This is a genomic window from Streptomyces sp. NBC_00029, assembly GCF_045160505.1.
In the GTDB taxonomy this organism is placed as follows: domain Bacteria; phylum Actinomycetota; class Actinomycetes; order Streptomycetales; family Streptomycetaceae; genus Streptomyces.
Map to the genome: position 1 here is coordinate 7,158,614 of NZ_CP108292.1, position 25,858 is coordinate 7,184,471.

Below are 25,858 nucleotides of genomic sequence, written 5' to 3' on the forward strand. Positions count from 1 at the left end.
TGCCGACGGCCCCGCCCGGCTGATGGACGGCACGGCCCTCGCCCGCCGCATCTCGGAGCAGACCGCCGCCCACGCGGCGAAGATCACCGAGCGCACCGGCACCGCGCCGTGCCTGGCGACCGTGCTGGTCGGCGAGGACCCGGCCTCCGTGACCTACGTCCGCATGAAGCAGAACCGCTGTGCCAAGGCGGGGATCACCTCCCGCCACGTCGAGCTGCCGGCCACGACCACCACGGAGGAGCTGGTGGCCACCCTCACCGAGCTCTCCGAGGACCCGCAGATCAGCGGCATCCTGCTGCAGCACCCCGTCCCGCACCACATCGACGAGCGCGCCGCCTTCGAGGCCATCGCCCCGGGCAAGGACGTCGACGGGGTCACCATGCACTCCTTCGCCGCGATGGGCTTCGGGCTGCCGGGCTTCGTCTCCTGCACCCCCGGCGGCATCATGCGCCTCCTCGCCGCCTACGACGTGGACCTGACCGGCAAGCACGCCGTGGTCGTCGGCCGCAGCGCGATCCTGGGCAAGCCGGCCGGGATGCTGCTGCTGGAGCAGAACGCCACCGTCACCTACTGCCACTCGCGAACCCAGGACCTCCCCTCGATCGTGCGCCAGGCCGACGTGCTGGTCGCCGCCGTCGGCAAGGCCGAGTTCATCCGGGGCGAGGACATCAAGCCGGGCGCGGTGGTCCTGGACGCCGGGTACAACGAGGGCAACGTGGGCGACGTGCACTTCGAGTCCGCCGCCGCCCGGGCCTCCCTGATCACCCCGGTGCCGGGCGGGGTCGGCCCGATGACCATCGCCGTACTGCTGGAGCAGACCGTGCAGGCCGCCGCCGCACAGGCCGGGCTGGACCTCGCGGAGCTCTGACCTCCGCCCGCGCCCGTACGCCGCGCGAACGCCCCGGACCCGACGGTCCGGGGCGTTCGCGCGTTCAGGCCCGGACGGCGTCGCGGCGGGCCGCCGCGACGATGGGGGAGGTGCGGAACTCGAGCGCCAGGGCGGACAGCGGCTGACCGGACAGGCGCGGCGGCTCGGGGTGCTCCGGCGGCCCGGCGGCCTCCCCGGAGGCCGTCCGCAGCCCGCACGCGGCAGCGATCATCGCGGCGTCGGCCACGACCTCGGCCCGGGCCCGGCTCATGCCCTGCCCGCACGCGTCCTCGTACGCCGCGCTGCGCACGGAGGGGTCGAACCACGGGGCGAGGGCCAGGATCCCGTCGTCGATGACGGACTCGCGGTGGATCAGCCGGATCCCCACGGGTGACCACCAGGCGAGCGGAACCGTCCGCACACTGGACGCGGCGAAGCCGCGCAGGGCCTTCCACAGCGGGTGCAGCCGCCGGTACTGGCTGAAGTCCCGCCAGGTCTGTGACCCGCCGACCAGCGGCACGATGAACCCGGTCGCCACCAGCAGGGCCGCCCCCGAGGCCAGCGGCGGCGCCGCGTCCGTGGACAGGGCGTCCCAGTCGCGGCCGCTCCACCGGGCGCTCAGCGCGGTCCACTTCATCAGCAGGTAGCCGAGGTCCAGGACACCGCCGAGCATGATCAGGGCCAGCCCGGTGCGCAGCGGACGCAGGGAGGGGTCGGCGCGCCGCAGCCACCGCCCGGTGAGCACCGTCAGCGCCGTGCTGCCCACGGTGTGCGCGAGCAGGTAGCAGACAACCATCTCGCGGATCCACGGAGTGTCGGCGTAGTACGTGTCCAGGTCCCGCAGGCGTTCCACCGGCGCGTCGCCGATCATGAACAGGACGACGATCAGCACGGTGACGGCGCCGAACCCGGCCACCGTCAGCCGGGTCGCCCGGCGCACCGCGTCGGGCGGGCCGCCGCCCCACTGCAGGACCAGGACGACGCACGCCCCGGAGAACATGGTGATCAGGCCGAACACCAGCGGCGCCGAGAAGTTCGCCACCCCGGTGAGACGGTTGACCGCAGCGATCGTCGGAGGCGCGGCCAGGACCAGTACGAGGCAGCCGACCACCAGCAGCGCGCACACGGCCCGCATCGGCGGCTGGGCCCAGCCCCGGCGCAGGGTCGGGGCCTTGACCAGCAGGATCAGGATCAGCAGGACGCCCGGCACATAGAGGATGAGTCCGTCCTTCATCCGGCGGCCCTCATCGGACGCGGCCGGCGGGGTCGACCGGACCGGACCGCTGGTCGAGCCCGGCGACCGTCCGCTCGGCGGCCGTGAGCGGCGGCGCCTTCAGCGCACCCCGGTCCGAGGCGCGCAGGACGTGCCAGATCACCGACGGCCGCAGCCAGTGGGCGGGCGTACTGCTCATCGTGATCACCTGGAGGAAGGCGGCGGTGAGCGCCTCGCGGGTGGTGGCGCCGGTCATCAGCCGGCTGACGTACGCGTTGAGCAGGCCCGCCCCCGTCCGCGGCTTCATGCCGGTGGCGCCGGGGTAGAGGATGTCCTGCGAGGTGGCGAGGTCCCAGGCGGTGGCCACCTGCGGGGCGATCGCGCGCTGCGCCTCGCGCCCGAAGGCGGGCTGGGAGAGTCCCTTGGCCCGCAGCAGGGCGCGTACGGCCAGCAGGCCCTGGGCGGCGACGGTCATGCCCTGCCCGTACAGCGGGTTGAAGGTGGCGACCGAGTCGCCGACGGCGAAGAAGCCGTCCGGGAGGTCGACCTTCTCGAAGTAGATCCGGCGGTTGGCGGTGCCCTTGGTGACGGCGACGTCCGTGAGGGGCTTGCGGCCCTCCAGGAGCTCGCCGACGATCGGGTCCCGGATGCCCTTGGCGAACGGGATGAACTCGTCGGGGTCGCCGGTCGGCTGGCCGCCGCGGGTGCCCGACAGGGTGGCCTGCCACTGCCCGTTCTCGATGGGCACGATGGTGGCCGTCCGGCCCGGTACCGGCACGCGGGGGTCGGACTGGACGTTGACTATGGGGAAGCCCGACTCGTGGGCCCCGGCGGGTGCTTCGAAGATCCGCGTCGCATAGACCAGGCCGGAGTCGACCTCGGCCCGTCTGATACCGCCGACGCCGAGCTCCTGCAGCCAGGTGCGGGCGCGGGAGCCCCGTCCGCTGGCGTCGACGACGAGGTCGGCGGGAACGAACCTGCCCTCTTCCCCGGGCGTGTCGACGCGGACGCCGGTGATGCGTGCCGCCGTGCCCTCCAGGCCCCGGACGCGGCTCTGCTGGAGGGTGGACACCCCTTCGAGGGCGGTCACCCGGGCCCGGACCACCGAGTCGAGGAGGTCGCGGCTGCACGAGATGTTGAACTGCATCTCCGAGCAGCGCGGGATCCAGCCCTCGGCGGTCTTGGTGACCAGGTCGGTGGGCAGGCTGCGGCGGATCGCACCGGCCGCCGTCCAGTCCTCGGTGATGCCGGGCAGGATGTCCTCGATCGCCCGCGCCCCGCCGGACCACATGACGTGGACGTGCCGTGCCTGCGGAAGTCCGCGGCGCGGCGTCGGGCTGTCCGGGAGGGTGTCCGCGTCGATGATCGTGACCGTCGCGTGCTCGGCCAGGACGGCGGCAGCGAGGAGGCCGGCCATACTGCCGCCGATGACGACGGCGTGGCGGGGCGGGGAAGACTGGGTCATCGTGTCGTGCTCTCTGTCAGGGCCGTGCTGAGGGCATCGGCGCAAGGGGTGCGGCGACCGGCTGGTTCGGGTCGCGGCGTGGCACGGGACTTCCCCAACCGAGTGAGGACTTGATGCGCTCGATGTCTTCGGGGAGCTGCTGCTCCCGGGGTGACGGCAGGTAGGAGCGCAGGGTGTTGCCGAGGTGCAGGCCGAAGGTCTCGGCCCGGATCTCCGCCGGATCCCCCTGGTCGGCGCGGGCGGCGGCCTGCCGGACCACGGCCTCCAACCCGGAGTCGGAGGCCAGCAGTTCGGCGAGACGGCCGGGGTCTCCCGCCAGCCGGGCGGCCACCAGCATGCCCGGGCCGACGCTGTCGCAGGTCCCCTCGTCCAGGTGCCACAGCTCGTGGCACGCGATGACGAGCTGGTGTTCGGGCCGGGTGTGCTGCTCGACCACGATGAGGTCCACGTCGTCCAGCTCCAGCCACAGCCCGCTCGCGGTGTCGGGCGGGAAGGAGGTGAAATGGACATCGACCTTCCGGTCTCCGCCGCGGCGCGCGGCGTACGCCGCGCACAGCGCGCCGATGATCTCCCTGGCCTCGGCCGGCGGCGTCAGGCGCGCGTCCTCCAGCAGTGCGGAGGCAAGCCTGCGCATGGCCCGTGTGGTCCTCATGGTGTTTCTCCCTCGGCGGCGGCGCCCCCGGTCGGTGCTCCGTCCTTCGTGCCCGGAACTTCGAGCTGCCCCTCGCGCGCGAGGAGGTCGTCCAAGTGGTCGGCCAGTGACTTCCAGCCCTGGGGCGACAGCCGTCCGGCCCGCGTGACGATGCTGCGTACGTCGTGCCCCCGCAGCACCGCCAGCATCGGGTTCTCCCGGTCGCGCACCGCGGACTCCAGCTCCCCCTCGATCAGGGCGAGGGCGGTGGAGAGGGCCTCGGTGTCGTCGGCCAGCAGGAAGCCGCCCTCGACGCCGTAGAAACGCTGGATCCCGGCGGCCGCGGCGAGGTTCGGCAGGCCCTCGCCCTGGGCGAGCCGGGTCAGCGACTGCCCCGACGCGTCGAAGGACTTGGCGATGGCCGCCAGTGAGTGCGGCTGCCCGTCCTCCCGTACGCGGGTGCGTCGCAGGTGCTCGAACCGCAGGTGCACCTGCTCCTTCAGCGGAAGCCGGGGCGGGCTGCCGTCCAGGGTGAGCCGGATGGCCCGCGGGGTCATGCCCGTGAGGTACGAGAGGTGCTCGAGGTCGTCCCGGCCGTCCGAGACGGTGGTCGCGGACAGGGCGAGGGCCCGTTCCACCGCGCTCTTGCTGTCGGCCAGGAGGAATCCGGCGTGGACGCCGAAGAACCGCTGCACACCGGCAGCGTGACCCATCCGCGGCAGCCCGGTGCCGGCGTTGAGCGGCCCCAGGGAGGCGCCGGGGGCGTCGAAGTCGTCGGCAATGGCGGCCAGCGGCCACTCCCTGCCGTGCTTGTCGCGCCGGGTGGCGCGCAGCCGCAGGAACCGCTCGTGCACCCGCCGCTCCAGCGGCGCCTCGACGGCGGTGCCCGCCACCACCTCGGGTATGCGCCCGGGCTCGACCCCGGACAGGTGGCTCAGCCGCTCCGCCGACAGCACCTTGGCCGGGTCCTTGCCGCTTTCCTGGGACAGCGCCCAAGTGCGACGCCAGATCGCGACGAGGTCGGGTCGGGCGGCTCGCACCGGCTGAATCTCCATATGTCGACAAGGCGTTCGAGTGGAACGGGCTTCGAGAAGCCTAACCCCCCGCCCTTGGCCGAACCAGGGGAACCCCAACGTTTCCTGCCGTACGGCTCAAAAAGGGTTGGCATGCTCATGGAGGCGCGAACGGGGGCCGGGGGAGCCGAAGTACGGCCTCCTCGATCTCCTCAGCCTCCTCGGCCTCCTCCGGCTCCTCGGGGGCTCAGCCGCAGGAGTCGCACACGCCCGTCGCCGGAAGCTGGACGAAGCAACCGGTGCAGACGGGAGGCGGCTCCGCGGTCCGGGCCCGCCGGCGCTCGACGGCCGCCCGGTACACGGGAGCCAGAGCCGGAACCCCTCCGTCCGGCGGGAGTTCCGCACCGAACCGCCGGTAGCAGTCGAGCCGCGCCCGGGCCGCGTGCTGTTCGCGCTCCGCCGCGTCGAGCACGGGCGGCTGCCCCGCGATCTCCAGAACCTCCTTGTAGCCGACGCCCACCATGCCGTCGCCGCTGTGCACGACCAGCGCGGTCAGCGGCGGGTCCCCCCGCCGGTGCGCCTCGCGGACCACCCTCCCGAGGACCGAGCCGATCCAGTTGTGGAGCAGTGCCTCGGTGCGGATGCCCGACCTCTCCTGGACCTCCGCTCCCAGGGCCTTGTACGTGATCACCGCGTGGTAGGTCCCCGCCACACCGGTCAGTACCGCATAGGCCTCCTCGGCCCACCTGTCGCGGTCGCCGTTCGCCTCGCCGTGCCCCACGATGTGCCCCCTCCGTAGCGCTTTCCGCCCATCCTGCCCGCTGCCGCGGCACGGCGTCAGGACGACGGCGCAGAAGGCATCCGCCGCGCGCGACGCCCCGGGGCGCCCGTCCCTTACCTGAGAGGTAATCGACCCGCTCCAAGGCCCCCGGCACAGTGGACGCAACGGGTTCCGGGGCCGCGCACTCGGTTCCGGAACCCGTGTCCCGCCCGCCCGTCCCACCCTCGATGGAGGCTGATTCCCATGTCCGCGACCCCGCTCGCCGGCTTCGCCCGCACCCGCGTCCCGCAGACCGCGCTGCGCCGCTTCCTCGCCCTCGACTCCGTGGTCACCACCGCCAACGGGCTCGCCTACGTCGCCTTTTCCGCCCCGATCGGCCGGCTGCTCGGGGTCGGTCAGGGGCTGCTGCCGGTGCTCGGGATCCTCCTCGTCGCGTACGGGGCGGGGGTCGGCCTGCTCGCATCGCGGCGGCGGCCGCCCGCCCTCCCCGTGAAGCTCGTCATCGAGACGAACTACGCCTGGGCCGCCCTGAGCCTGGTCTCACTCGCACTGTGGACCGCGCCCACCACGGCCGGCCTGGTGTGGATCCCGGTCCAGGCGGCCACCGTGGCCGGCTTCGCCGTGCTCCAGCAGCTCGCGCTGCGGGCGGGCTCAGCCGCCCAGTGAGCGCAGGTACTTCACCGTCGCCGGGTCGGCCGGGAGCATCGTCTCGATGGCCAGCTCGGCGACGGTCACGTCCATCGGCGTGTTGAAGGTCGCGATGGACGACACGAAGGACAGCACGTGCCCGTCGTGCTCGATGACCAGCGGCAGCGCGATGTACGGAACGGGCTCGTCCGGTGCGCTGTCGCCCGGGCGGCCGGTGACCGGATAGGCCGACACCTCCTCGTACAGCGCGCGCAGCGGCTCGGACCGGGCCAGCGCGATCTGCCGTTCCATCTGCGCCAGCAGGTGCCCGCGCCACTCCCTGAGGTTGCGGATCCTCGGTGCCAGCCCCTGCGGGTGCAGGGTGATCCGCATGGCGTTCAGCGGCGGGGCCAGCAGGTGATCGGGCAGCCCTTCCAGCAGCATCGCGATGCCCTGATTGGCCGCGACGACGTTGTACACGGCGTCCACGACCAGTGCGGGATAGGGCTCGTACCCGGTCAGCAGCTGCGCGATGCCCTCGCGCAGCGTCTCCATCGACGGGTCGTCCAGTGCGGTGTGGGCGTAACGAGGCGCGTAACCCGCCGCCAGCAGGAGTGAGTTGCGCTCCCGCATCGGCACGTCCAGATGGCCGGCCAGCCGCAGCACCATCTCCTCGCTCGGCCGCGACCGGCCCGTTTCGATGAAGCTGATGTGCCGCGACGAGGATTCGGCGCGGCCCGCCAGTTCCAGCTGGCTGATGCCGCGCCGCTCCCGCCAGGCGCGCAGCAGGGTGCCCACACTCGTCGTCGTCATGTGCACGACGGTAGCCGAGGGGGCTCAGCCCAGGTCGAAGACGTTCCGCAGGCCGAGACGGTGGCGCCAGAGGTCGTGGCGCTTGGCGGCCTCCAGTTCCGGCGCCCGGTACAGCGGTCGGACCGTGCACCGCGGCGCCGGGGAACCGTCCCGGTCCAGCAGGGAGTTGACGGCAGCACGGGCCGAGGCGTTGGCGCCCTCCATCGTCGCCAGGTCGATGTCGACCGCGACGTAGTCCCCGCTGAGGAAGAAGTTGGGGATGCGGGTGCCCGCGCTCGGCCGGTTGTGGAAGGTGCCGACCGGGTGGATGAGCAGCTCGTCCTGGTTGGTGGGGTGCGGGGTGCCGAGCCCGTCCACGCCCGGGTCCAGGAACCAGGAATGCAGCTTGGAGTCGGCCAGCAGTGTCTTCCCGGTGTCGTTGAGGGAGGCCTTCAGCTGCGCCCACACCTCGCGGGCCACCTCCTCGCGGGTGCACTGCTTGGCCGTCTTTCCGTACAGGATCCCCGGCTTGTCCCACTCCGAGATGTCCACCGACAGGCAGTCGACCGCGCTCCCGTCGCCGTAGTCGGCCGGGAAGTCCCGGTCCGGCCAGTGCTCGGCCTGCTGGATCGCGGTCAACGACCATGGGGAGTCGATGCAGTTGAGATGGCCGTGCACCAGTGGGGCCCGCTCGGTGAGATAGAACTGGATGCCGGTCATCCAGTCCGTCTGCAGCCGGTCGCAGCGCCCCAGCATCGGATCGGCGGCCCGCAGCGCCGCGCTCCAGGTGCGGCGGGCGTGCTCGACGGGCAGCGCGCTCACGTAGTGGTCCGCGGTGACGCTGTGCACGGCGCCGTCCGGGCCCTCGACGGCGACCCCGCTCACCCGGCCGCCCGCGCACCGCACCTCACGTACGGTCCAGCCGATCCTGAACTCCACGCCGAGGGAGCGCAGATGGGCCTCCCAGGGGTCGATCCAGGCCTCGTTGGTCGGCAGGTTGAGGATCCGGTCGGGCGGGCCGTCGGCCCCGCGCCCCAGCAGGTTGAAGACGAAGGCCTCACCGAGGGTGCCGACCGTACGGGTGGAGGCCTCCTCGGCCTTGGTCGCCACGATGTTGCGGGTGATGCCGACGGCGAGGATGCGCCGGTACTCGTTCGACATCCGCGCCGCGCGCACGAAGTCCCACCACGGGGTCCGTTCCCACACCTCGTCGCGCCGCTCGTCGCAGCTGGTGAGGAAGACGAGCACGCGATCGACGAAGTACGCCGTCTCGTGCGGCGGGAGCCGGACCAGTGTCTGCAGGATGCCGGTGAGGGCGCGCCGGAGCTCCTCGGGCGTCAGCTCGGCGGGGGAGTGCTCCGGCCAGGGGATGGGCGCGCGCAGGTCCTCGCGCCCGGCCGCCCGGGCGAACATCATCTCGCGGGGCGCGACGAGGTTGTCCCACACGCCGTGCGCGTTCCCGGGGAAGGGGATCCGCCGCATCGTGTCGGGCAGGTTGTGGTAGATGCCGGGGATGAAGCGGAAGCCGTGCTCGGCCGGCAGCGGCCGGCGCCCGCCGCGGGCGCTGCCGGGCACGTCCATGCTGCGTGCCTTGCCGCCCAGCGCCCGGCGCTCGTACACCGTCACGGCGTATCCGCGTTCGGCGAGTTCGTGCGCGGCGGTCAGGCCGGCCACCCCGCCGCCGAGCACCGCGACACGCCGTCCGGCCGACGGCGAAGGCGGTACCGGCGGGCTGCCCGCGGCTGCCGTGGCCGCCGCGGCCGGCGTCGCCCCGCCTCCGGCCGCGACCGCCCCCGAGGCGGCCGCCGCGCCCGCGCCCGCGATGAACGTACGCCTGGAACTCCTTGTGCCCGCCATGGCGAATGCCCTCTCGTTACCGCTGGTAACAGCCTGTCCGGCGCAGGAGCATATGAGGGGCCGGATGGACGCGGAAGGCGTAGAAGTACCCGAGCGCACTATGGCGCGAAAGGATTGTTCCGTCGTCCACTGTGGGAACCTTGACTACACGTCACGGGAAAAGGAGCCGGTGCATGCCGAGTGAGCCGCTGTCGCAGAAGGAGATCGAGGACCGGTTGCGGGAACTCCCCGGCTGGGCCTTCGAGGACGACCGGATCTTCCGCACCTACCGGCTGGGCACGCACTTCGCCGCGAGTGCCCTCGTCGCCCATATCGCCAGCGTCCAGCAGGAGTTGAACCACCACTCCGACCTGACGCTCGGTTACAACACGGTCCGGCTCTCCGTGAACAGCCACGACGCCGGTGACGTGGTGACGGAGTCCGACTTCGCCCTCGCCGAACGCGTCGAAGCACTCGCCCCGGCCCACGGCGCGAGCTGATGACCACGCACATACCGTCCGCGAGAACCCTGCTCGACTACGACGCCGAGGCCGAGGTCTACGACGCCACCCGTGGCGGCACCCCGCGCGCCGAGGCGGCCGCCGCCGCCGTCCTCGGACTGCTCCCCGCGGACACCGGAACCCTCCTCGACCTCGGCTGCGGCACCGGCATCGTCACCAGCCGGCTCAGGCGCCCCGCCCTGCACGTCCTCGGCGCCGACGCCTCCCACGGAATGGCCGCCGCGGCACTGCGGCGAGGCGTGCCGGTGACCCTGGCCGACGCGGCCCGGCTGCCCGTGCGGTCGGGATCACTGTGCGCGGTGAGCGCGGTGTGGCTCCTGCACCTGCTGCGCGAGCCGGGGCTGGTCCCGGCGGTGATCGCCGAGGCCGCGCGGGCGCTGCGGCCCGGCGGTGTCTTCCTCGCCACCGTGGACAAGGACTCGGCGCACGACGTGGGGAGCGACATCGACGCCGTCTTCGCCGCGCACCTGACCCCGACCCCCTCGGACGCGTCCGGGGAGGTCGAGGCCTACGCGGCCCGGGCGGGCCTGCTCCCGGTCGGCGAGGCCCTCTTCACCGGCCACGGCCAGGGCCGCAGCCCGCGCGGCTCCGCCGAGGCCCTGCTCGCGGGCCGGTACGCCTCGCGGATCGTCCCGCGCGGGATCACCGCGCAGGAGCTGGCGGCCCGGCTGGAACTGCTGCCGGACCAGGACGTTCCGCGCGCGGAGCCGACGTACCGCATACGGAGCTTCGTACGCGTCTGACCAGGGCGAAAGATCCGCCCTGAGCCCCGTTACACGTCGAATTCGGCCGGGTCCGGCCCGATCCGGCGGCCCGCGGCGCCCGCGCCCAGAGCGTCCAGGGCGGCGATGTCGGCGGCGTCCAGCTCGAAGCCGAACACGTCCAGGTTCTCCCGGATGCGCGCGGGCGTCACGGACTTCGGGATCACGACGTTCCCGTGCTGCAGATGCCAGCGCAGCACCACCTGCGCGGCGCTGCGGCCGTGCTTGCCGGCGATCGCGGTCACGGCAGGCAGGGTAAGGAGCTCCTTGCCCTGGCCCAGCGGGGACCAGGCCTCGGTGGCGATCCCGCGCTCGGCGTGCACCGCGCGCAGCCCGGCCTGCGGGAAGAGCGGGTGCAGCTCGACCTGGTTCACGGCCGGGACCAGCTCGCTCTCGGCGGCGAGCCGCTCCAGATCCGCCGGGCGGAAGTTCGACACGCCGACCGCCTTGGCGCGGCCGCTCGCCGCGATCTCCTCGAAGGTCTTCCAGATGGCGACGAAGTCGTCGCGCATCGGACGCGGCCAGTGGATCAGGTACAGGTCGACGTGGTCCAGGCGCAGCTTGGCGAGGGAGTCGTCGAAGGCGCGCAGCACCTGGTCCCGGCCCCACTTCTGCTTCGGGCCGTTCCACAGCTTGGTGGTGACGAACAGCTCCTCGCGCGCCAGCCCGGACGCGGCGACGGCCTTGCCGGTGCCGGCCTCGTTGCCGTAGATCGCGGCCGTGTCGATGCTGCGGTATCCGGCCTCCAGTGCGGTCCCGACGGCGTGCTCCGCCTCCGCGTCCGGCACCTGCCAGACGCCGAAGCCGAGCTGGGGCATGAGCGTGCCGTTGTTGAGCCTGATGGCGGGAACCTGGTTCACGTCTGGTCTTTCCCTCACGTCGGTGTGCAGGTGGTGGCGGTGGAGCGCCGTACGAGGGGCGACAACCGGCCTCTCGTACGACGTATTCCCGCCATCCGGACGCGCACCCTCACGTGGTCCCGAGGTACGCCTCCCGCACCAGCGGGTTCGCCCGTACCTCGGCGGCGGAGCCCGCGGCCAGCACCGCCCCGAGGTCCAGCACGACCACCCGCGAGCAGAGGTCCATCACGAAGGCCACGTTGTGCTCGACCAGCAGCACCCCGCAGCCCTCCCGCTCCGCCAGCCGCCGGACGACCTCCGCGAGCCGGTCGCGCTCGGGCGCGGACATGCCCGAAGCGGGCTCGTCCAGCAGCAGCACCCGCGGCGGATCGGCCACCGCGCGGGCCAGCTCCACCATCCGGGCCTGCCCGACGGGCAGCCCGCCGGCGTACGCGGTCCCGAGCGCGCCGATCCCGCAGTCGGCCAGCACCCGCTCACTGCGGGCCCGGCGCTCGCGCTCCCTCGCCCGCCGCGCCGGGAGGGCGAGGAGGTCGGCGGCCGGACCGCCCCCGCCGCCCCGCCACTCCTGCGCCACCAGCACGTTGTCGGCCACGCTGAGCTGCCCGAACAGCTGCTGCCGCTGGAAGGTCCGGCGTATCCCGTGCCGGGCCCGCCAGACCGGGGAGCGGCGGGTGATGTCCGCCCCGTCCAGCAGCATCCGCCCCTGGTCGGGCCGGCGGATCCCGGACAGGACGTCGAACAGCGTGGTCTTTCCGGCCCCGTTCGGTCCGATCAGTCCGCACACCTCGCCCGCGCGGACCCCGAGGTCCACCCCGGTCAGCGCCCTGACGCCGCCGAAGCGCACGCCCACCCCGCGGGCCTCCAGTACGTATCCGCCCTCGCTCATGTCGCCATCCCCAGATAGGCCTCGGTGAGCCGGTCCGCCTCCACCTCGGCCCGGGGGCCGCACCAGGACACCCGCCCCTGGGAGAGGTAGGCCACGGTGTCCGCGATCCCGAGGATCTCGGCGGCCTTCTCCTCCACCAGGAGCAGTGCGGTCCCGGCGTCGCGGAGCTCGGTGAGCAGCGCGTACACCTCCTCCACCACGCGCGGGGCGAGCCCGAGCGAGGGTTCGTCGGCGATCAGCACCGCGGGCGGCCGCTGCAGCAGCGGCGCCAGGGCCAGCATCTGCTGCTCCCCGCCGGACAGCGCTCCGGCGGGGATTGCGCGCCGCTCCGCGAGCCGCGGGAAGCGCGCGTACACGGCGGCGCGCGCTTCGGCGTCCCGCAGGTACAGGGCCAGGTTCTCCTCGATGGTGAGGGCGGGGAAGATGCCGCGCCCCTCGGGGGCGAGCAGCACACCGGCCCGCGACCGGCGCACGGCCCCGTCCTGCGTGGTGTCCCGCCCGCTCACGTACACCGCCCCGCCCTGGGCCGGCAGCAGCCCCGCGGCCACCCGGCAGGCGGTGCTCTTCCCGGCGCCGTTGGGCCCCAGCACGGCGAGGATCTCACCCGCGCGGACGGCGAGGTCGACCCCGTGCAGGACGAGCCCCCCGTCGTACCCGGCGGTGACCCCGCGCAGCTCCAGGGCGGTGTCCTTCAGCCTCGCCGGCGTTTGAGGCGCGGGGTCCGGGGAGGGGCCCCGGGAAGCGGAGGCGGGCTGTCCCGCCAGCCCCGGCTGCACGGGGGTCCGGGGCGCCAGCCCCACCGCCCGCCGCTTCGCCAGCCGCACCGGCACCGCCGCGCAGTACCCGTCCGGGTCATTGGCCAGGGCCAGCCCCGCCAGGCCGAAAAGAATCACCGGCAGATGCGCCGACGCCGTCACGTAGTCCGCCAGCAGCCGCGGGGCAACGGCGAACACCAGTCCCGCCACCACCGCGTACTGCGGCCTGCGCACACCCGCCGCCACGACCACCGCCAGCCACACCAGCCCGGTCATCGCCGTGAAGTCCGTCGCCGTGATCCGGGTGTTGTACGACGCGTACAGCACGCCCCCGAACCCGGCCAGCCCCGCCGACAGCGTGAACAGCAGCAGCTTCGTCCGCAGTACGGAGACCCCCGAGGCGGCCGCCGCCGGCGGGGCCGAGCGCACGGCGAGCATCGCGCGCCCCGACGGCGAGTTCCGCAGCGCGCTCAGCCCGGCGGCCACCAGCGCGACCAGCACCACCAGGGCCACGCCGAGTGCCCGGTCGTCCGACAGGTCCACCGGCCCGATCACCGGCCGCGGGATCGACCACCCCGCATCGCCGTTGCGCAGCCACCGCATCTGGAAGAGCACCTGGTCGGAGAGGAAGGCCAGTGCGAGGGTGGCCAGGGCCAGGGACCTGCCGCCCAGCCGCAGTGCCGGCAGTGCGACGAGCGCCCCCAGCAGTGCCGCCACGCAGGTGCCCACGGCGAGCGCGGCCACGAAGGGCCAGCCCCGGCTCATCAGCAGCCCGGCCACGAGCGCGGCACCGGTCACGAAGGTGCCCTGCGCCAGCGAGACCATCGCCCCGAGCCCGGTGACCACCGTGAACGACATGAACACCAGCGCGATGGCCAGCCCCTGTGCCAGCAGCCCGCTCCAGAAGGGCGAGGTCACGGTGTAGAACGCCACGCACAGCGCCGCCGCCCCCGCTGCCCACACCCCCCACCGCCGCCCCCACGAGGCCCCGGCCAGATGGTCGACCGGCGGCGCGTCAACGGGCGCGACCCCGGCCGTCCGTGCCCGGCGGGTCAGCACCAGCAGTCCGCCGAAAAGGATCAGGAAGGGCACGGCCGTGCGGAAACCGGTGAGGGACTCGGCGAAGGACGCGTAGCCGGCGACCAGGTTCTGCAGCACTCCGAGCCCCAGCCCGCCCGCGAAGGCGAGCGGCACGGACGCGAACCGCCCGATGACCGCCGCCGTCGCCGAGACGAACAGGAACAGGGTGAAGTCGTGCGCGGAGAGCCCCAGCAGCGGGGTCGCCAGCACACCCGCCAGGCCGGCCAGCGCCGACGCGATCATCCACGCCACCGACGACAGCCGGTCGGCGCTGATGCCGCGCAGCTCGGTCAGCGAGCGGTTGTCGACGGCGGCCCGCAGCTGCAGCCCCAGCCGCGTGTGCCGCATCAGTACCCACAGGGCCACCGCCACCAGAGCGGTCACCACCCAGGTGATCAGCTGGTCGGAGTCGATGCCGACGCCCTCCGCGAGCTGCCAGGACTTCGCTGGGCTGGGCCCCACGCCCGGCAGCCCGAACTGGTTCTCCGCGGGCTTCACCGGCGCACCGGCTTCGGAGAGCAGCTCCACCACCCACAGCCCGGCGGCCGGCAGAGCCACCAGCAGCCCGATGGTGGCCACGATCTGCGCGGTCTCGCCGACCCGGGCGAGGCGGCGGAACATCAGCCGGTCCAGGCCCCAGCCGAGACCGGGGGCGAGGACGCACACCACCAGCAGCGCGGCCGGGACGGCGGGCCAGCCCAGCCCCGAGTGCAGCTCGTAGAAGGTGAGCGCGCACAGGTAGGCGGTGGCCCCGTGCGCGAAGTTGAACAGCCCGGACGCCGAGTACGACAGCACCAGCCCGGTGGCGAGCAGTGCGTACAGGGCGCCGGAGACCAGACCGCTCAGTACGAAGACGAGCAGATCCCCCATGCCGCTGACCTACTTGAAGGGGATGGGTTCGTAGCACTTGAACGGCACGGAGACCTCGTACGCGCCGTTCTTGAGCTGGACGAGGGCCCCGCAGCCGAAGCTGTCCTTCTGCCCCTTGGGCTCGGCGCGGTCGCCGACGAGCGTGCCGGTGTCGGAGAAGCCCTGCGCGGCGGCCTGGAAGGACTCCACGGTCAGCTCCTTGCCCGCCTTCTGCGCGATGGAGACGAACAGGTCGGCCGACATGTACCCGGTCAGCATGTGCATGTTCAGGGGCACTTCCCGGCCGCCGGCCGCCGCCTTGATGTCGGCCTTGAACTGCGCCATCTTCGGGTCGGCGGACTCGAACGGCTGGAACTGGAGCAGCACGTGCACCCCGTCGAGGGCCTGCTTGGTGGCGTCCTTGGCGAGCAGCCCGGGGTCGTAGTCGGTCGGGTCGGAGATCAGTCCCTTGTAGCCGCTGCGCTTGAGGGCGGTGAAGAGCCCGATGTTGTTGGGGGTCTGCATGACGGAGACGACGGCGTCCGGTGCCTTGCCGTCGTTGCTGGAGAGGATCTCCTTCACGTACGCGGACCAGTCGCTCGGGACGGCGGTGCCGGGCACGGAGGCCTTGGCGTAGGAGACCGTGAACCCGGCGCTGGTGAAGCCCTGCTGGAAGGTGCGGATGCCGAACTTGCCGGCGTCGCTGTCGTTGGCGATGATCGCGACCGACTTGCCCCGGGCTCCGCCCAGGATCTGGCCGATGCCCTCGGGCCAGGTCTGGTTGATGGTGCCGCCGGGGGTGGGGACCAGGCAGCCGTTGAAGCCGTAGATGTGCTGGGGTCCGCAGAAGGAGGGCAGGGTGCCCCATCCGAAGGTGGGGACCTTCTCCTGCTCCAGGAAGTCGGCGCCGGAGAAGGTCACCGAGCTCATGGGGGAGACGGCGAAGACCTTGTCCTGCTGGACGAGTTTGCGGGCGGCCGCCAGGTTCTTGGCGGGGTCCTGGCCGTCGTCCTCGGCGCCGAGGTAGTCGATCCTGCGTCCGTTGATCCCGCCCTCGGCGTTGGCCCGGAGGTAGCGGGCCCTGGCCCCGAGGTCCGTGTCCTTCTTGCTGTAGCCGCTGGCGCTGGTCATCGACACGATCCCGCCGACCTTGACCGATTCGGCGGTCACCCCGCGGGAAGTGCCGGGCGCGTCCCCGGGTTTGCCCGGGGAGGTGCCGTTGGTGGAGGCGGAGTTGCAGGCGGATACGAGCGCGAGGGCCGCCGCCGCGGCGGCCAGGGTGCGGATCGGTCGCAACATGTCGGGGATCCCCTCCGGTTGGAATCCCCGCATTCTGTGCGTGACCTGACGGATCGTCAATATTGCTGACGGGTGGAATTGACGATCCGTCAGTTATGTTGCCGCCCGGCCGGAGAACCGACCGGACCTGCCGCGATGGCCCGCGGTCTGCCCCCCGCTCAGGAGGAGTAGAGGGCGGCGACCTCCTTCTCGTACGCCTTTTCGATCGCCCGGCGCTTGAGCTTCAGCGAGGGGGTCAGCAGACCGCGCTCCTCGGTGAACTGCTCACCCAGCACCCGGAAGGTACGGATCGCCTCCGCCTGCGAGACCAGGGTGTTCGCCGCCACCACCGCCCGGCGGACCTCCGCCGTCAGCTCGGGATCGCCCACCAGCTGCGCCGCCGGCATCTGCGGCCGGCCGCGCATCGACAGCCAGTGCGCTATCCCGTCCATGTCCAGGGTGAGCAGCGCCGCGATGTACGGCCGGTCGTTGCCCACCAGTACGCACTGCGACACCAGTGGATGCGAACGCACCCGCTCCTCCAGCGCGGCGGGCGCGACGCTCTTGCCGTTGGAGGTCACCAGGATGTCCTTCTTGCGCCCGGTGATCGTGAGGTAGCCGTCCTCGTCCAGCCGGCCCAGGTCCCCGGTCGCCAGCCAGCCGCCGCGCAGCACCGCCTCCGTCGCGCGGGGGTCGTTCAGGTAACCGGAGAAGATGTGGCTGCCGTGCAGCCAGACCTCCCCGTCGTCCGCGATGTGCACCGCACTGCCCGGGATCGGCCGTCCCACCGTGCCGTACTTGGTCGCCCCGGGCGGGTTCGCGGTGGCCGCCGCGCACGACTCCGTCAGCCCGTACCCCTCGAAGACCGTGATCCCGGCCCCGTCGAGGAACAGCCCCAGACGGCGCGACATCGCCGACCCGCCCGACATGGCGTGCCGCACCCGGCCGCCCATCGCCTCGCGGACCTTCCCGTAGACCAGCCTGTCGAAGAGCTGGTGCTCCATCCGCAGCGCGGCCGAGGGTCCCGGCCCGGTGCCGAAGGCCTTGCGCTCGCGCGCCTCGGCGTACCGCACGGCCGTCTCCACCGCCCGGTCGAAGGGCCCCGTGCGGCCCTCCGCCTCCGCCTTGCGGCGGGCGGCGGCGTACACCTTCTCGAAGACGTACGGCACGCCCAGTACGAACGTCGGCCGGAAGGCGGTGAGATCCGGCAGCAGCTCGGCGGCCGCCAGTACCGGCTGGTGTCCCAGCTTGACCCGGGCCCGGACGGCGGCCACCTCCACCATCCGCCCGAAGACGTGCGCCAGCGGCAGGAAGAGCAGGGTGGACGGCTGCTCGCCCTGCCGGGCCTGGAACACCGACTCCCAACTGCTGACCAGGGTGTCGGTCTCGTACATGAAGTTCGCGTGGGTGAGCACGCACCCCTTGGGCCGGCCGGTGGTCCCGGAGGTGTAGATGACGGTGGCGGTCGCATCGGGCGTCACGGCGCCGCGATGGCGGTGCACGACGTCCTCGGAGACCCCGCGCCCGTCGGCGACGAGCGCCTCCACGGCCCCGGTGTCGAGCTGCCAGAGCCGTTTCAGATGGGGGAGCCGGTCGATGACCGATCCCACCGTCATGGCCTGGTTCTCGTCCTCGACGACGCAGGCCGTGCAGTCGGTATCGAAGAGGATCCAGTGCACCTGATCGGCGGAGGACGTCGGGTAGACCGGGACGGGCTGGGCGCCGATCGCCCACAGGGCGAAGTCGAAGAGGGTCCACTCGTACCGGGTACGGGACATGACGGCGACCCGGTCCCCGAAGCGCACGCCCTGCGCCAGCAGTCCCCGGGCGAGCGCGAGCACCTCGGCGGCCAGCTCCCGGGAGGTGACGTCCCGCCAGACCCCGTCCGTTTTCCGGCCGAGAACCACCCGGTCCGGTTCCTCGCGAGCGTGCTGGAAGACGATGTCGGCCAGGCCGCCGACGGGCGCGCCCGTGACGACGGGTGGGACGGTGATCTCGCGCAAGGCCCCGCTCCTCTCCGCGCGCCGCGGTGAACGTACCTCATGGTCAACAGGGGGCGATCGGCCTTTGGATACCTCCACAAGACCTCCCCAGTGATCACGGTGTTCACGCTGTTGACGTGCGGCTGAGCCGGTCGGCGCCGGAGAGTACGGCCGTGGCCAACGCTTCTGCGGCGGCCGACGGACGCGCCCCCCGCAGCAGCGCGAACTCCACCGGCCCCAGCTCCGGCAGCCCGCCGATCCGCACCAGGCCCGGCGGGATCAGCCCCCGGGTGTGCGCCATCACGCCGAGCCCCGCCCGGGCCGCCGCGATCAGGCCGCTCAGGCTGCCGCTCGTGCACGCGATCCGCCAGGACCGCCCCTCCCGCTCCAGCACCTCCAGCGCCCGCGCCCGGGTGATGCCCGGCGGCGGGAAGACGATCAGCGGAACAGGGCGCTCCGGGTCCGCCCGCAGCCCCTCCGCCCCGATCCACACCATCCGGTCCCGCCAGACGAGCCGGCCCCGCTCGTCCCCCGGCCCCCGCCGCTTGGCGAGCACCAGGTCCAGCCGCCCGGCGTCCAGCCGCTCGTGCAGCGTCCCCGAGAGCTCCACCGACAGCTCGAGGTCCACCTCGGGATGCTCGTGCCGGAACCCCTCCAGGATCTCCGGAAGCCGTGTCAGCACGAAGTCCTCCGACGCCCCGAACCGCAGCCGCCCGCGCAGCCGCGTCCCCGCGAAGAAGGCCGCCGCGCGCTCGTTGGCCTCCAGGATCGTCCGCGCGAAGCCGAGCAGCGCCTCGCCGTCCTCCGTCAGGTCCACGCTGTGCGTGTCCCGGACGAACAGCGGCCGCCCCGTCGCTTCCTCCAGCCGCCGCACGTGCTGGCTGACCGTGGACTGGCCCACCCCGAGCCGCCCCGCGGCCTGCGTGAAACTGAGCGTCTGGGCCACCGTGAGGAACGTCCGCAGCTGGACAGGGTCGTACATACCGCCCACGTTAGCCCGCTCATCACGGAATGCGATGGCAGTGAGTGCGGTATGCGGGTTTCCCGATGACCGCCCGCCATCGACCATGAAGGGGAGCCCCCGCCCCGACAGCAAGTGAGCACCTCCGACATGCGCCGCCCGCACCTCCCCGCCCGGCTGCCCCTGGACCCGTACGTCCTGGCCCTGCTCGCCACCGTCGGCATCGCCGCCCTCCTCCCCGCCCGCGGCCCGGCCGCCACCCTCGCCGACGGGGCCTCCACCGCGGCCGTGGCCCTGCTCTTCTTCCTCTACGGCGCCCGGCTCTCCACCCGCGAGGCCCTCGACGGCCTGCGCCACTGGCGCCTCCACCTCACCGTGCTCGCCTGCACCTTCATGCTCTTCCCGCTCCTCGGCCTGGCCGCCCGCGTCCTCGTTCCCGGCGTCCTGACCCAGTCGCTCTACGGCGGCCTGCTGTTCCTCTGCCTGGTCCCCTCGACCGTCCAGTCCTCCATCGCCTTCACCTCGATCGCCCGCGGCAACGTGCCCGCCGCGATCTGCGCCGGCTCCTTCTCCAGCCTGGCCGGCATCGTCCTCACCCCCCTCCTCGCCGCGGGCCTGCTCGGCGGCGACGCCGGCGGTTCCTCACCCGACTCCCTCCTGAAGATCACCCTCCAGCTCCTGCTGCCCTTCCTCCTCGGACAGCTCCTGCGCCGTTGGGTCGGCGGCTTCCTCGTCCGCCACAAGCAGGTCCTCGGCCGCGTCGACCGCGGCTCGATCCTGCTCGTCGTCTACGCCGCCTTCAGCGCGGGCGTGGTCGCGGGCATCTGGCACCGGGTGAGCCTCCCGCAACTCGCCGCCCTGATGCTGGTGGAGGCCGTACTGCTCGCCGTCATGCTGCTCGCCACCTGGTACGGAGCGGCCCGCCTCGGCTTCGGCCGCGCGGACCGCATCGCCATCCAGTTCGCCGGGTCGAAGAAGAGCCTGGCCGCCGGACTCCCCATGGCCAGCGTGCTGTTCGGGGCCCACGCCGCCCTCGCCGTGCTCCCGCTGATGCTCTTCCACCAGATGCAGTTGATGGTCTGCGCGGTCATCGCCCGGCGCCGCGCCGGGAATCCGGCGCCCGAACTCGCCGCCGACCGTGTGGCGGACGTCTCGCCCGCGGCCGGGCGGCCCGCGCCCCGGTCCCGGTAACGTTCGGTGGTGACCTGGATACGCCCGCTCGCCGCCCATGCCGAACGCCCCTGCACCCTGGTCGTCTGCCGCGGCTGCTGCTGCGGCGACCCCCGCAAGAACCCGGGCTCCGACCACGCCGGCCAACTCGCCCGGCTGCGCGAGGCCGCGGCCGCCTCCGGGGGCCGCCTGGCCGTCCGTACGAGCGACTGCCTCGGCCCCTGCGCCCAGGCCAACGTCATCGTGGTCCAGCCCACCACCGAGGCCCGCCGCCGCGGCGCCCGCGCGGCGTGGTTCGGCTGGGCGCTCGACGACACCGCGACCGACGAGATCATCGCCTGGGCCGAATCCGGCGGCCCGGGCACCACCCCGGTCCCGCCCACCCTGGACCTCCACCGCATCGACCCCCCGGCACCGAAGCCGGCCGCGAACTCCGCGCGCCGCTCCCGCCGGGGGCGATGACGTGCAGAACCTCGCCCGCGCGGTGCTCGTGCTGTTCGGCCTGCTGGTCGCCGCGGTCGCCGCCCCCGCCGAGGGAAGCTGGGTGCTCCGACTGGTTCGCCGTCCACGGCTCCGGCAAGGGGAACGCCACCGGCGACGGCGCGCACGTCTGGGCCCGGTTCCTGGCCCACGGCACCCACGGGGAGCGGTACAGGCGCACCGCTACAGGGTGATCCGCTCCTCGCCCGCGTAGATGTTCATGTCCGGGCCCCGCAGGAAGCCGACCAGCGTCATCCCCGACTCCAGGGCCAGGTCCACCGCCAGCGAGGACGGCGCCGAGACGGCCGCCAGTACCGGGATGCCCGCCATCACGGCCTTCTGCACCAGCTCGAAGGAGGCCCGGCCCGACACCAGCAGGACCGAGCCCGCCAGCGGAAGCCGCCCGGCCTGGTACGCCCGGCCCACGATCTTGTCCACCGCGTTGTGCCGGCCCACGTCCTCCCGCAGGTCCAGCAGCTCGCCCTGCGCCGTGAACAGCCCGGCCGCGTGCAGTCCGCCCGTCCGGTCGAAGACCTTCTGGGCCTCGCGCAGCCGGTCCGGCATCGCGCACAGGACCTCCGCGGGGACCCGTACCGGATCGGTGGCGAGCCCCGGGAAGCGGGTCGCCGTACGGACCGCGTCCAGGCTGGCCTTGCCGCACAGGCCGCAGGAGGAGGTCGTGTAGACGTTCCGCTCCAGCGTGATGTCCGGCACCGGGATCCCGGCGGCCAGTTGCACGTTCACCACGTTGTAGGTGTTCGACCCGTCCTCCGTGGCCCCCTCGCAGTAAGTGACGGCCTGCACGTCCGACGCGGCCGCGAGCACCCCCTCACTGACCAGGAAACCCACCGCCAGCGCGAAGTCGTCGCCCGGCGTACGCATCGTGATGGCCAGCGGTTTTCCGTTCAGGCGTATCTCCAGCGGCTCCTCGGCCACCAGTGTGTCCGGCCGTACGCCCGCTCCGCCGTTACGGATCCGGACGACGCGGCGGCGCTCGGTGACCCGTCCCATGGTGATCAGTCCATCCTTCTGTTCTCGCCGGCATCCGACGCGCTCATTGTCCCGGTTCCGCTTCCCCCGGTGCTCCCGGCAGGTGGATCCTCGGGAAGCTACAGAATCCTGGGCCGGAATCCTGTCGGGTCACACGCACACGTACCCATCAGTAGCAGGCAAAGCTGGGTGATCCTGACTTCCGTACAAGGGGGGACCCCGCCCATGACCGGTTCACGCGTGGTGGCGCTAGGGCACTACCAGCCCGCGAAAGTGCTCACCAACGAGGACCTCGCGGCCATGGTGGACACCACCGACGAGTGGATCCGGTCCCGCGTCGGCATCCGCACGCGCCACATGGCGGGCCCTGACGAACCCGTGGACGAGCTGGCCTACCAGGCGGCGGGCAAGGCGCTGGCCGGTGCCGGCCTGACCCCGGACGACATCGACCTGGTGCTGGTCGCCACCTCGACCGCGATCGACCGTTCGCCCAACATGGCCGCGCGCGTCGCCGCCAAGCTGGGCATGGGCGGCGGCCCCGCCGTGATGGACATCAACGTCGTCTGCTCGGGCTTCACGCACGCCCTGGCCACCGCCGACCACGCCATCCGGGCCGGCTCCGCCACCCGCGCGCTGGTCATCGGCGCCGACAAGATGACCGAGATCACCGACTGGAGCGACCGCACGACCTGCGTGCTCACCGGCGACGGTGCGGGCGCGGCCGTGGTCGAGGCCTGCGAGGAGCCGGGCATCGGCCCGGTGCTGTGGGGCTCGGTCCCGGAGATGGGCAACGCGGTCCGGATCGAGGGCTCGCCGCCGGTCTTCGCCCAGGAGGGCCAGTCCGTCTACCGCTGGACCACCAGCCAGCTCCCGCCGCTCGCCCGCAAGGTGTGCGAGAAGGCCGGGATTACCCCGGAGGACCTGGCCGCGGTCGTCCTCCACCAGGCCAACCTGCGGATCATCGAGCCGCTCGCAGCCAAGATCGGCGCCGTCAACGCCGTCGTCGCCCGCGATGTCATCGAGTCCGGCAACACCTCGGCCGCCAGCATCCCGATGGCCCTGTCGAAGCTGGTCCAGCGCGGCGAGATCCCCTCCGGCGCCTCGGTCCTCCTCTTCGGTTTCGGCGGCAACCTCTCCTACGCCGGCCAGGTCATCCACTGCCCGTGACGGCTTCCGCCGCCGTTCCCCGCGCCGTTCCGGCGGGGGAGCGGCGGCTTTCTGCTTTCATCGCGCCGCCCGGGAAGGCCGGGGCGGCGGGTGGCGAGACGGTACGTCCCGCCGACGGGCGTCGGTGTATGCATGCAGGTCAGCCCGGCGTGGCGGACGATCCCCGGCGCGGATATGTGGTCGGAACCCCGCCGATCCTTTGCTATTGTTGTCCATGTCGCCGCGGGAAACCGGGGCCGACCACCTGGTCCGGGTGGCGGAATGGCAGACGCGCTAGCTTGAGGTGCTAGTGCCCTTTATCGGGCGTGGGGGTTCAAGTCCCCCCTCGGACACAACAAGCAGGAGCCCCACACATCGTGTGGGGCTCCTGCTGTTTTTCCGGACCGGACCGGAGCGCCCGGAGCGGCCCGTCCAGGCGCCGGAGCGGTCACGGGCCCAGGACCACCAGGCCCGTCGGGGTGGTCAGGCTTCCCGGGGGGAGTGACGTGAAGGTGTGGGGCAGTGACAGGCGGGGCTGGTCGGTGTCCTCGGCCGCGTCGAAGAGGTACGCCGCGGCGGCCGTGGTGTCGCTGACCAGGTGCGGGCCGCCCGCCGTGGCAGTGCCTCCGGTGAGCGGGGTGCGGAAGAGCCGCCGCAGGTGGCGCAGGGTCTCCGGGGTGACCGGGGCCCGCATCGGCCGGGGCTGGGCCGCCGGGGGCGGGGCGTCCGGGGAACCCGGGGCGTCCGGCGGGATCGCGCCCGTGAGGAGCAGTGCCAGGAGTACCGGGACCGCCTTGCGGCGCAGGGCCTCGGTGGCCGCGCCCAGCCGGTGGGCGTGGGACGAGGGCAGCGACAGCGCGAGGCTCCCGGCGGCGTCCCCGGTGGCGATCGGGACGGCCGCGCAGACGACCCCGGGGGAGTATTCGCGCAGGTCGAACACGGGCGCCCCCGGAGCGACCGCGTCCAGGGCACTGAACAGCACCCGGCTGTCGGTGATGGTCCTCGGGGTGAGCCGCGCGGGCCGGTGCCGGGCCACGTGGTCGGCCCGGCGGTCGTGGTCGAGCTGGGTCAGCAGGCACTTGCCGACCGCGCTGGCGTGCGCGGCGGCCCGGAAGTCGACCCACTCCCGCACCGGCGGGGTCGCGGGCCCGTCCGCCATCTGCGTGATCCGGACCTCGCCCTCGGCGTACCGGCTGAGGTAGACCGCGGCGCGCGCACTGTCCCGGGCCAGTGCCAGCGTGCGCTGGAGCTGCCCGGCCAGGCCGTGCCCGCCGGGGGCGGCGAGCCGTTCCAGGGCGGGGCCGCGCCCGTACACCCCGAGGGCCGGGCGCACCGCGTACTCCTCCTCGCACAACATCGCCACCAGGGGCCGCAGTTCCGCTTCGCCGAGGCCGGACTCCCGGGCGAGCCGGTCGGCCCGCACCCCCAGCGGGTGCCGCTCCAGGACGCGTACGACGGCCAGGGCGCGGCGGGCCTCCGCCATGGCCTGCCCGGTCCCGGCCCGGCCGGGGGTCCCGCGGGCCGCCGCCGTCAGCGCGGGGTGGCGCAGCGGCCCCGCGGCCGGCCGCAGCGCGGCCACCGTCGGCGCCGGGACCGAGGCCGACACGGTGACGGGCGGCGGCAGGAAAGAGGCCAGCACCCCGGACAGCCCGGGCCTGGGCAGCGGCACCGGTCCCAGGTCGGGATCCTCGAATTGGTCGACGTGGCGCAGCACGGCCGCCTGCGCGCACAGCCGGACCTCCCGCAGATCCCGCCGCCCGCCCGGCCGGAAGCCGCGCCGGCCCAGCTCGCGCGCCCAGTGCCGGGCGTCGTGGTGCTCGCCGCGGCGGGAGTGGTCGAGGAAGAGGCAGTACGCCGCGGCCGAGGTCCGCGGGCTGCCGGACCCGGCGGCGAACTGCCACCAGAAGCGCGCCCCTTCGCGCAGCCCGGCCAGGTACAGCAGACAGCCGAAGACGACGGCCCCGGCCAGGTCGGTGCGGCCGTCGGAGAGGAAGGAGTCGAGGTGCGCCCCTGCCTTCGGTGCGCACGCGGAGGCCAGGCAGACGGCCTTGAGGTCGCGCCGGGCCCGTTCGGCGTCGAGCGGGCAGTCCCGGGCGGGGTCGCTCCAGCCGTGCACCGACCGCCGCCGGGTGCGGTGTCCGGGGGCGGAAGCCGAGACGGAGGCGGGGGCGTGCGGTGTGGCCCGCAGCAGCCGGGCCTCGGCCGCGCCGAGGTCGTAGTGCGGGTAGCGGTCGCGGACGCCCGCCCGGGCGAGGAGCTCGGCCAGGGAGCGGGGGATCGGGTCGCCCTCCTGCCGCTCCTGCCGTTCGTGGCGCCTCATGATCCGGCTGATTCGGGTGAAGCGGCGGACGTGTCGAGCAGGCGGGCGAGCCGCCGGTGGGCCTGCCCGAGGTAGGAGCGGACCGTGGCCTCGTCGACGCCCATCACGGCGGCGGCCTCACCGGGGGTGCACTGGAGCCCGTACCGCAGGAGGACGGCGTCCCGCTGGCGCTCGGCGAGCCGGGAGACGGCGGAGTAGAAGCGGATGGTGTCGGTCAGCACCTCGTACTGATCGGCGTGGGCCTCTGTGAGGGCGGCTTCGAAGGCGCTGATGTCCGTCGGCTCGGGCCGCTGCTGCCAGGGGTGGCGCCGGCGCTGCCGGTCGATCAGGCACTGCTTGAGGACGGCCCAGGCATAGGCGTCCAGGCGGTCCATGTGGAGCATCCGCAGCCACTCGCCCATGATCGAGTCGAAGGTGGCGTCCACCGCCTCCTCCGCCGCCGCGTCGGAGCCCAGCTGCAGATACGCGAAGCGCATGTACGCGGGCCGCCGGTTCGCGTGGAAGGCCCAGTACGACAGGCGCGCCGTCGGGTCCCACTGGCTCATGGGAGTCGGCCGCCGACGCCGGCTCGGTAGTCCCACGGCCCCACCGGA

Annotated in this window: 22 protein-coding genes, 1 tRNA gene and 1 pseudogene; 8 read left to right on the plus strand and 16 right to left on the minus strand. The window is 73.2% G+C overall.

Annotation, left to right across the window (positions count from 1 at the left end; translation table 11 throughout):
• Positions 1–22: 22 nt before the first annotated feature.
• Entirely contained in the window at positions 23–868 is an 846-nt protein-coding gene (locus OG753_RS33135) for a bifunctional 5,10-methylenetetrahydrofolate dehydrogenase/5,10-methenyltetrahydrofolate cyclohydrolase (RefSeq protein WP_327266981.1), read from the plus strand.
• Between the two features lie 64 nt (positions 869–932).
• On the opposite strand, the gene OG753_RS33140 is transcribed toward OG753_RS33135, so the two are convergent.
• The 5 genes from OG753_RS33140 to OG753_RS33160 all read right to left on the minus strand — a co-directional run bounded on the left by OG753_RS33140 (position 933) and on the right by OG753_RS33160 (position 5,971).
• The gene (locus tag OG753_RS33140; protein ID WP_327265263.1) at positions 933–2,102 is read right to left on the minus strand and encodes an MAB_1171c family putative transporter; all 1,170 of its coding nucleotides are present in this window, start codon (positions 2,100–2,102) and stop codon (positions 933–935) included.
• A 10-nt stretch (positions 2,103–2,112) separates the two neighbouring features.
• A complete protein-coding gene (locus OG753_RS33145; RefSeq protein ID WP_327265264.1) occupies positions 2,113–3,546 on the minus strand; it encodes an FAD-dependent monooxygenase in 1,434 nt (477 codons plus the stop codon).
• 16 nt (positions 3,547–3,562) lie between these two features.
• Positions 3,563–4,198: a toxin-antitoxin system, toxin component gene (locus OG753_RS33150; protein WP_405791195.1), complete on the minus strand. Its 636-nt coding sequence runs from the start codon at positions 4,196–4,198 to the stop codon at positions 3,563–3,565.
• The gene (locus OG753_RS33155; RefSeq protein ID WP_405791196.1) at positions 4,195–5,217 is read right to left on the minus strand and encodes a hypothetical protein; all 1,023 of its coding nucleotides are present in this window, start codon (positions 5,215–5,217) and stop codon (positions 4,195–4,197) included. The genes OG753_RS33150 and OG753_RS33155 overlap by 4 nt, the downstream gene beginning before the upstream one ends.
• Before the next feature lie 220 nt (positions 5,218–5,437).
• Positions 5,438–5,971 carry a hypothetical protein gene (locus tag OG753_RS33160; protein ID WP_327265267.1) on the minus strand — a complete coding sequence of 178 codons (534 nt, stop codon included), beginning with the start codon at positions 5,969–5,971 and terminating at the stop codon, positions 5,438–5,440.
• Positions 5,972–6,214: 243 nt separating this feature from the next.
• On the opposite strand from OG753_RS33160, the gene OG753_RS33165 reads away from it, so the two are divergent.
• Positions 6,215–6,637 carry a hypothetical protein gene (locus OG753_RS33165; RefSeq protein WP_327265287.1) on the plus strand — a complete coding sequence of 141 codons (423 nt, stop codon included), beginning with the start codon at positions 6,215–6,217 and terminating at the stop codon, positions 6,635–6,637.
• Here the strand turns inward: OG753_RS33165 and OG753_RS33170 are convergent.
• Positions 6,623–7,411 carry a helix-turn-helix domain-containing protein gene (locus OG753_RS33170; RefSeq protein WP_405791197.1) on the minus strand — a complete coding sequence of 263 codons (789 nt, stop codon included), beginning with the start codon at positions 7,409–7,411 and terminating at the stop codon, positions 6,623–6,625. The genes OG753_RS33165 and OG753_RS33170 overlap by 15 nt on opposite strands.
• A gap of 24 nt (positions 7,412–7,435) precedes the next feature.
• Complete coding sequence (locus tag OG753_RS33175) at positions 7,436–9,247, minus strand: FAD-dependent oxidoreductase (protein ID WP_405791198.1); 1,812 nt, start codon at positions 9,245–9,247, stop codon at positions 7,436–7,438.
• Positions 9,248–9,420: 173 nt separating this feature from the next.
• Here OG753_RS33175 and OG753_RS33180 point away from each other — a divergent pair, with 173 nt between their 5' ends.
• The gene (locus tag OG753_RS33180; RefSeq protein WP_327265290.1) at positions 9,421–9,726 is read left to right on the plus strand and encodes a 4a-hydroxytetrahydrobiopterin dehydratase; all 306 of its coding nucleotides are present in this window, start codon (positions 9,421–9,423) and stop codon (positions 9,724–9,726) included.
• Complete coding sequence (locus OG753_RS33185) at positions 9,726–10,490, plus strand: class I SAM-dependent methyltransferase (protein ID WP_327265291.1); 765 nt, start codon at positions 9,726–9,728, stop codon at positions 10,488–10,490. The genes OG753_RS33180 and OG753_RS33185 overlap by 1 nt, the downstream gene beginning before the upstream one ends.
• Before the next feature lie 29 nt (positions 10,491–10,519).
• Here OG753_RS33185 and OG753_RS33190 read toward each other — a convergent pair whose 3' ends face one another.
• The 6 genes from OG753_RS33190 to OG753_RS33215 all read right to left on the minus strand — a co-directional run bounded on the left by OG753_RS33190 (position 10,520) and on the right by OG753_RS33215 (position 19,180).
• Positions 10,520–11,368 (minus strand): aldo/keto reductase, encoded by an 849-nt coding sequence (locus OG753_RS33190; protein ID WP_327265292.1) that lies wholly within the window; start codon positions 11,366–11,368, stop codon positions 10,520–10,522.
• Positions 11,369–11,477: 109 nt separating this feature from the next.
• Positions 11,478–12,254: an ABC transporter ATP-binding protein gene (locus OG753_RS33195; RefSeq protein ID WP_405791199.1), complete on the minus strand. Its 777-nt coding sequence runs from the start codon at positions 12,252–12,254 to the stop codon at positions 11,478–11,480.
• Positions 12,251–14,959, minus strand: a complete 2,709-nt coding sequence (locus OG753_RS33200) for an ABC transporter permease subunit (protein WP_405791200.1) — start codon at positions 14,957–14,959, stop codon at positions 12,251–12,253. Before OG753_RS33200 ends, OG753_RS33195 begins: the two co-directional genes overlap by 4 nt.
• Before the next feature lie 9 nt (positions 14,960–14,968).
• The gene (locus OG753_RS33205; RefSeq protein WP_327265295.1) at positions 14,969–16,237 is read right to left on the minus strand and encodes an ABC transporter substrate-binding protein; all 1,269 of its coding nucleotides are present in this window, start codon (positions 16,235–16,237) and stop codon (positions 14,969–14,971) included.
• A 158-nt stretch (positions 16,238–16,395) separates the two neighbouring features.
• Positions 16,396–18,219, minus strand: coding sequence for an AMP-dependent synthetase/ligase (locus tag OG753_RS33210; protein ID WP_327265296.1), 1,824 nt, complete (start codon positions 18,217–18,219; stop codon positions 16,396–16,398).
• 103 nt (positions 18,220–18,322) lie between these two features.
• Complete coding sequence (locus tag OG753_RS33215) at positions 18,323–19,180, minus strand: LysR substrate-binding domain-containing protein (protein ID WP_405791201.1); 858 nt, start codon at positions 19,178–19,180, stop codon at positions 18,323–18,325.
• A 129-nt stretch (positions 19,181–19,309) separates the two neighbouring features.
• Between OG753_RS33215 and OG753_RS33220 the strand changes: the two genes are divergently transcribed.
• Both OG753_RS33220 and OG753_RS33225 read left to right on the plus strand, forming a co-directional pair.
• Positions 19,310–20,350, plus strand: coding sequence for a bile acid:sodium symporter family protein (locus tag OG753_RS33220; protein ID WP_405792902.1), 1,041 nt, complete (start codon positions 19,310–19,312; stop codon positions 20,348–20,350).
• Positions 20,351–20,359: 9 nt separating this feature from the next.
• Positions 20,360–20,791 carry a (2Fe-2S) ferredoxin domain-containing protein gene (locus OG753_RS33225; protein ID WP_327265299.1) on the plus strand — a complete coding sequence of 144 codons (432 nt, stop codon included), beginning with the start codon at positions 20,360–20,362 and terminating at the stop codon, positions 20,789–20,791.
• Between the two features lie 201 nt (positions 20,792–20,992).
• On the opposite strand, the gene fdhD is transcribed toward OG753_RS33225, so the two are convergent.
• Positions 20,993–21,820: a formate dehydrogenase accessory sulfurtransferase FdhD gene (gene fdhD / locus OG753_RS33230; RefSeq protein ID WP_327265300.1), complete on the minus strand. Its 828-nt coding sequence runs from the start codon at positions 21,818–21,820 to the stop codon at positions 20,993–20,995.
• A gap of 204 nt (positions 21,821–22,024) precedes the next feature.
• On the opposite strand from fdhD, the gene OG753_RS33235 reads away from it, so the two are divergent.
• Both OG753_RS33235 and OG753_RS33240 read left to right on the plus strand, forming a co-directional pair.
• Positions 22,025–22,966, plus strand: a complete 942-nt coding sequence (locus OG753_RS33235; RefSeq protein WP_405791202.1) for a beta-ketoacyl-ACP synthase III — start codon at positions 22,025–22,027, stop codon at positions 22,964–22,966.
• A 247-nt stretch (positions 22,967–23,213) separates the two neighbouring features.
• Positions 23,214–23,298: transfer RNA gene (locus tag OG753_RS33240), tRNA-Leu, on the plus strand.
• Positions 23,299–23,708: 410 nt separating this feature from the next.
• On the opposite strand, the pseudogene OG753_RS33245 reads toward OG753_RS33240, so the two are convergent.
• Positions 23,709–24,428: pseudogene (locus OG753_RS33245) on the minus strand (IclR family transcriptional regulator C-terminal domain-containing protein); the annotation flags it as partial.
• A gap of 833 nt (positions 24,429–25,261) precedes the next feature.
• Entirely contained in the window at positions 25,262–25,810 is a 549-nt protein-coding gene (locus tag OG753_RS33250; protein WP_327265302.1) for an RNA polymerase sigma factor, read from the minus strand.
• Positions 25,811–25,858 lie beyond the last annotated feature (48 nt).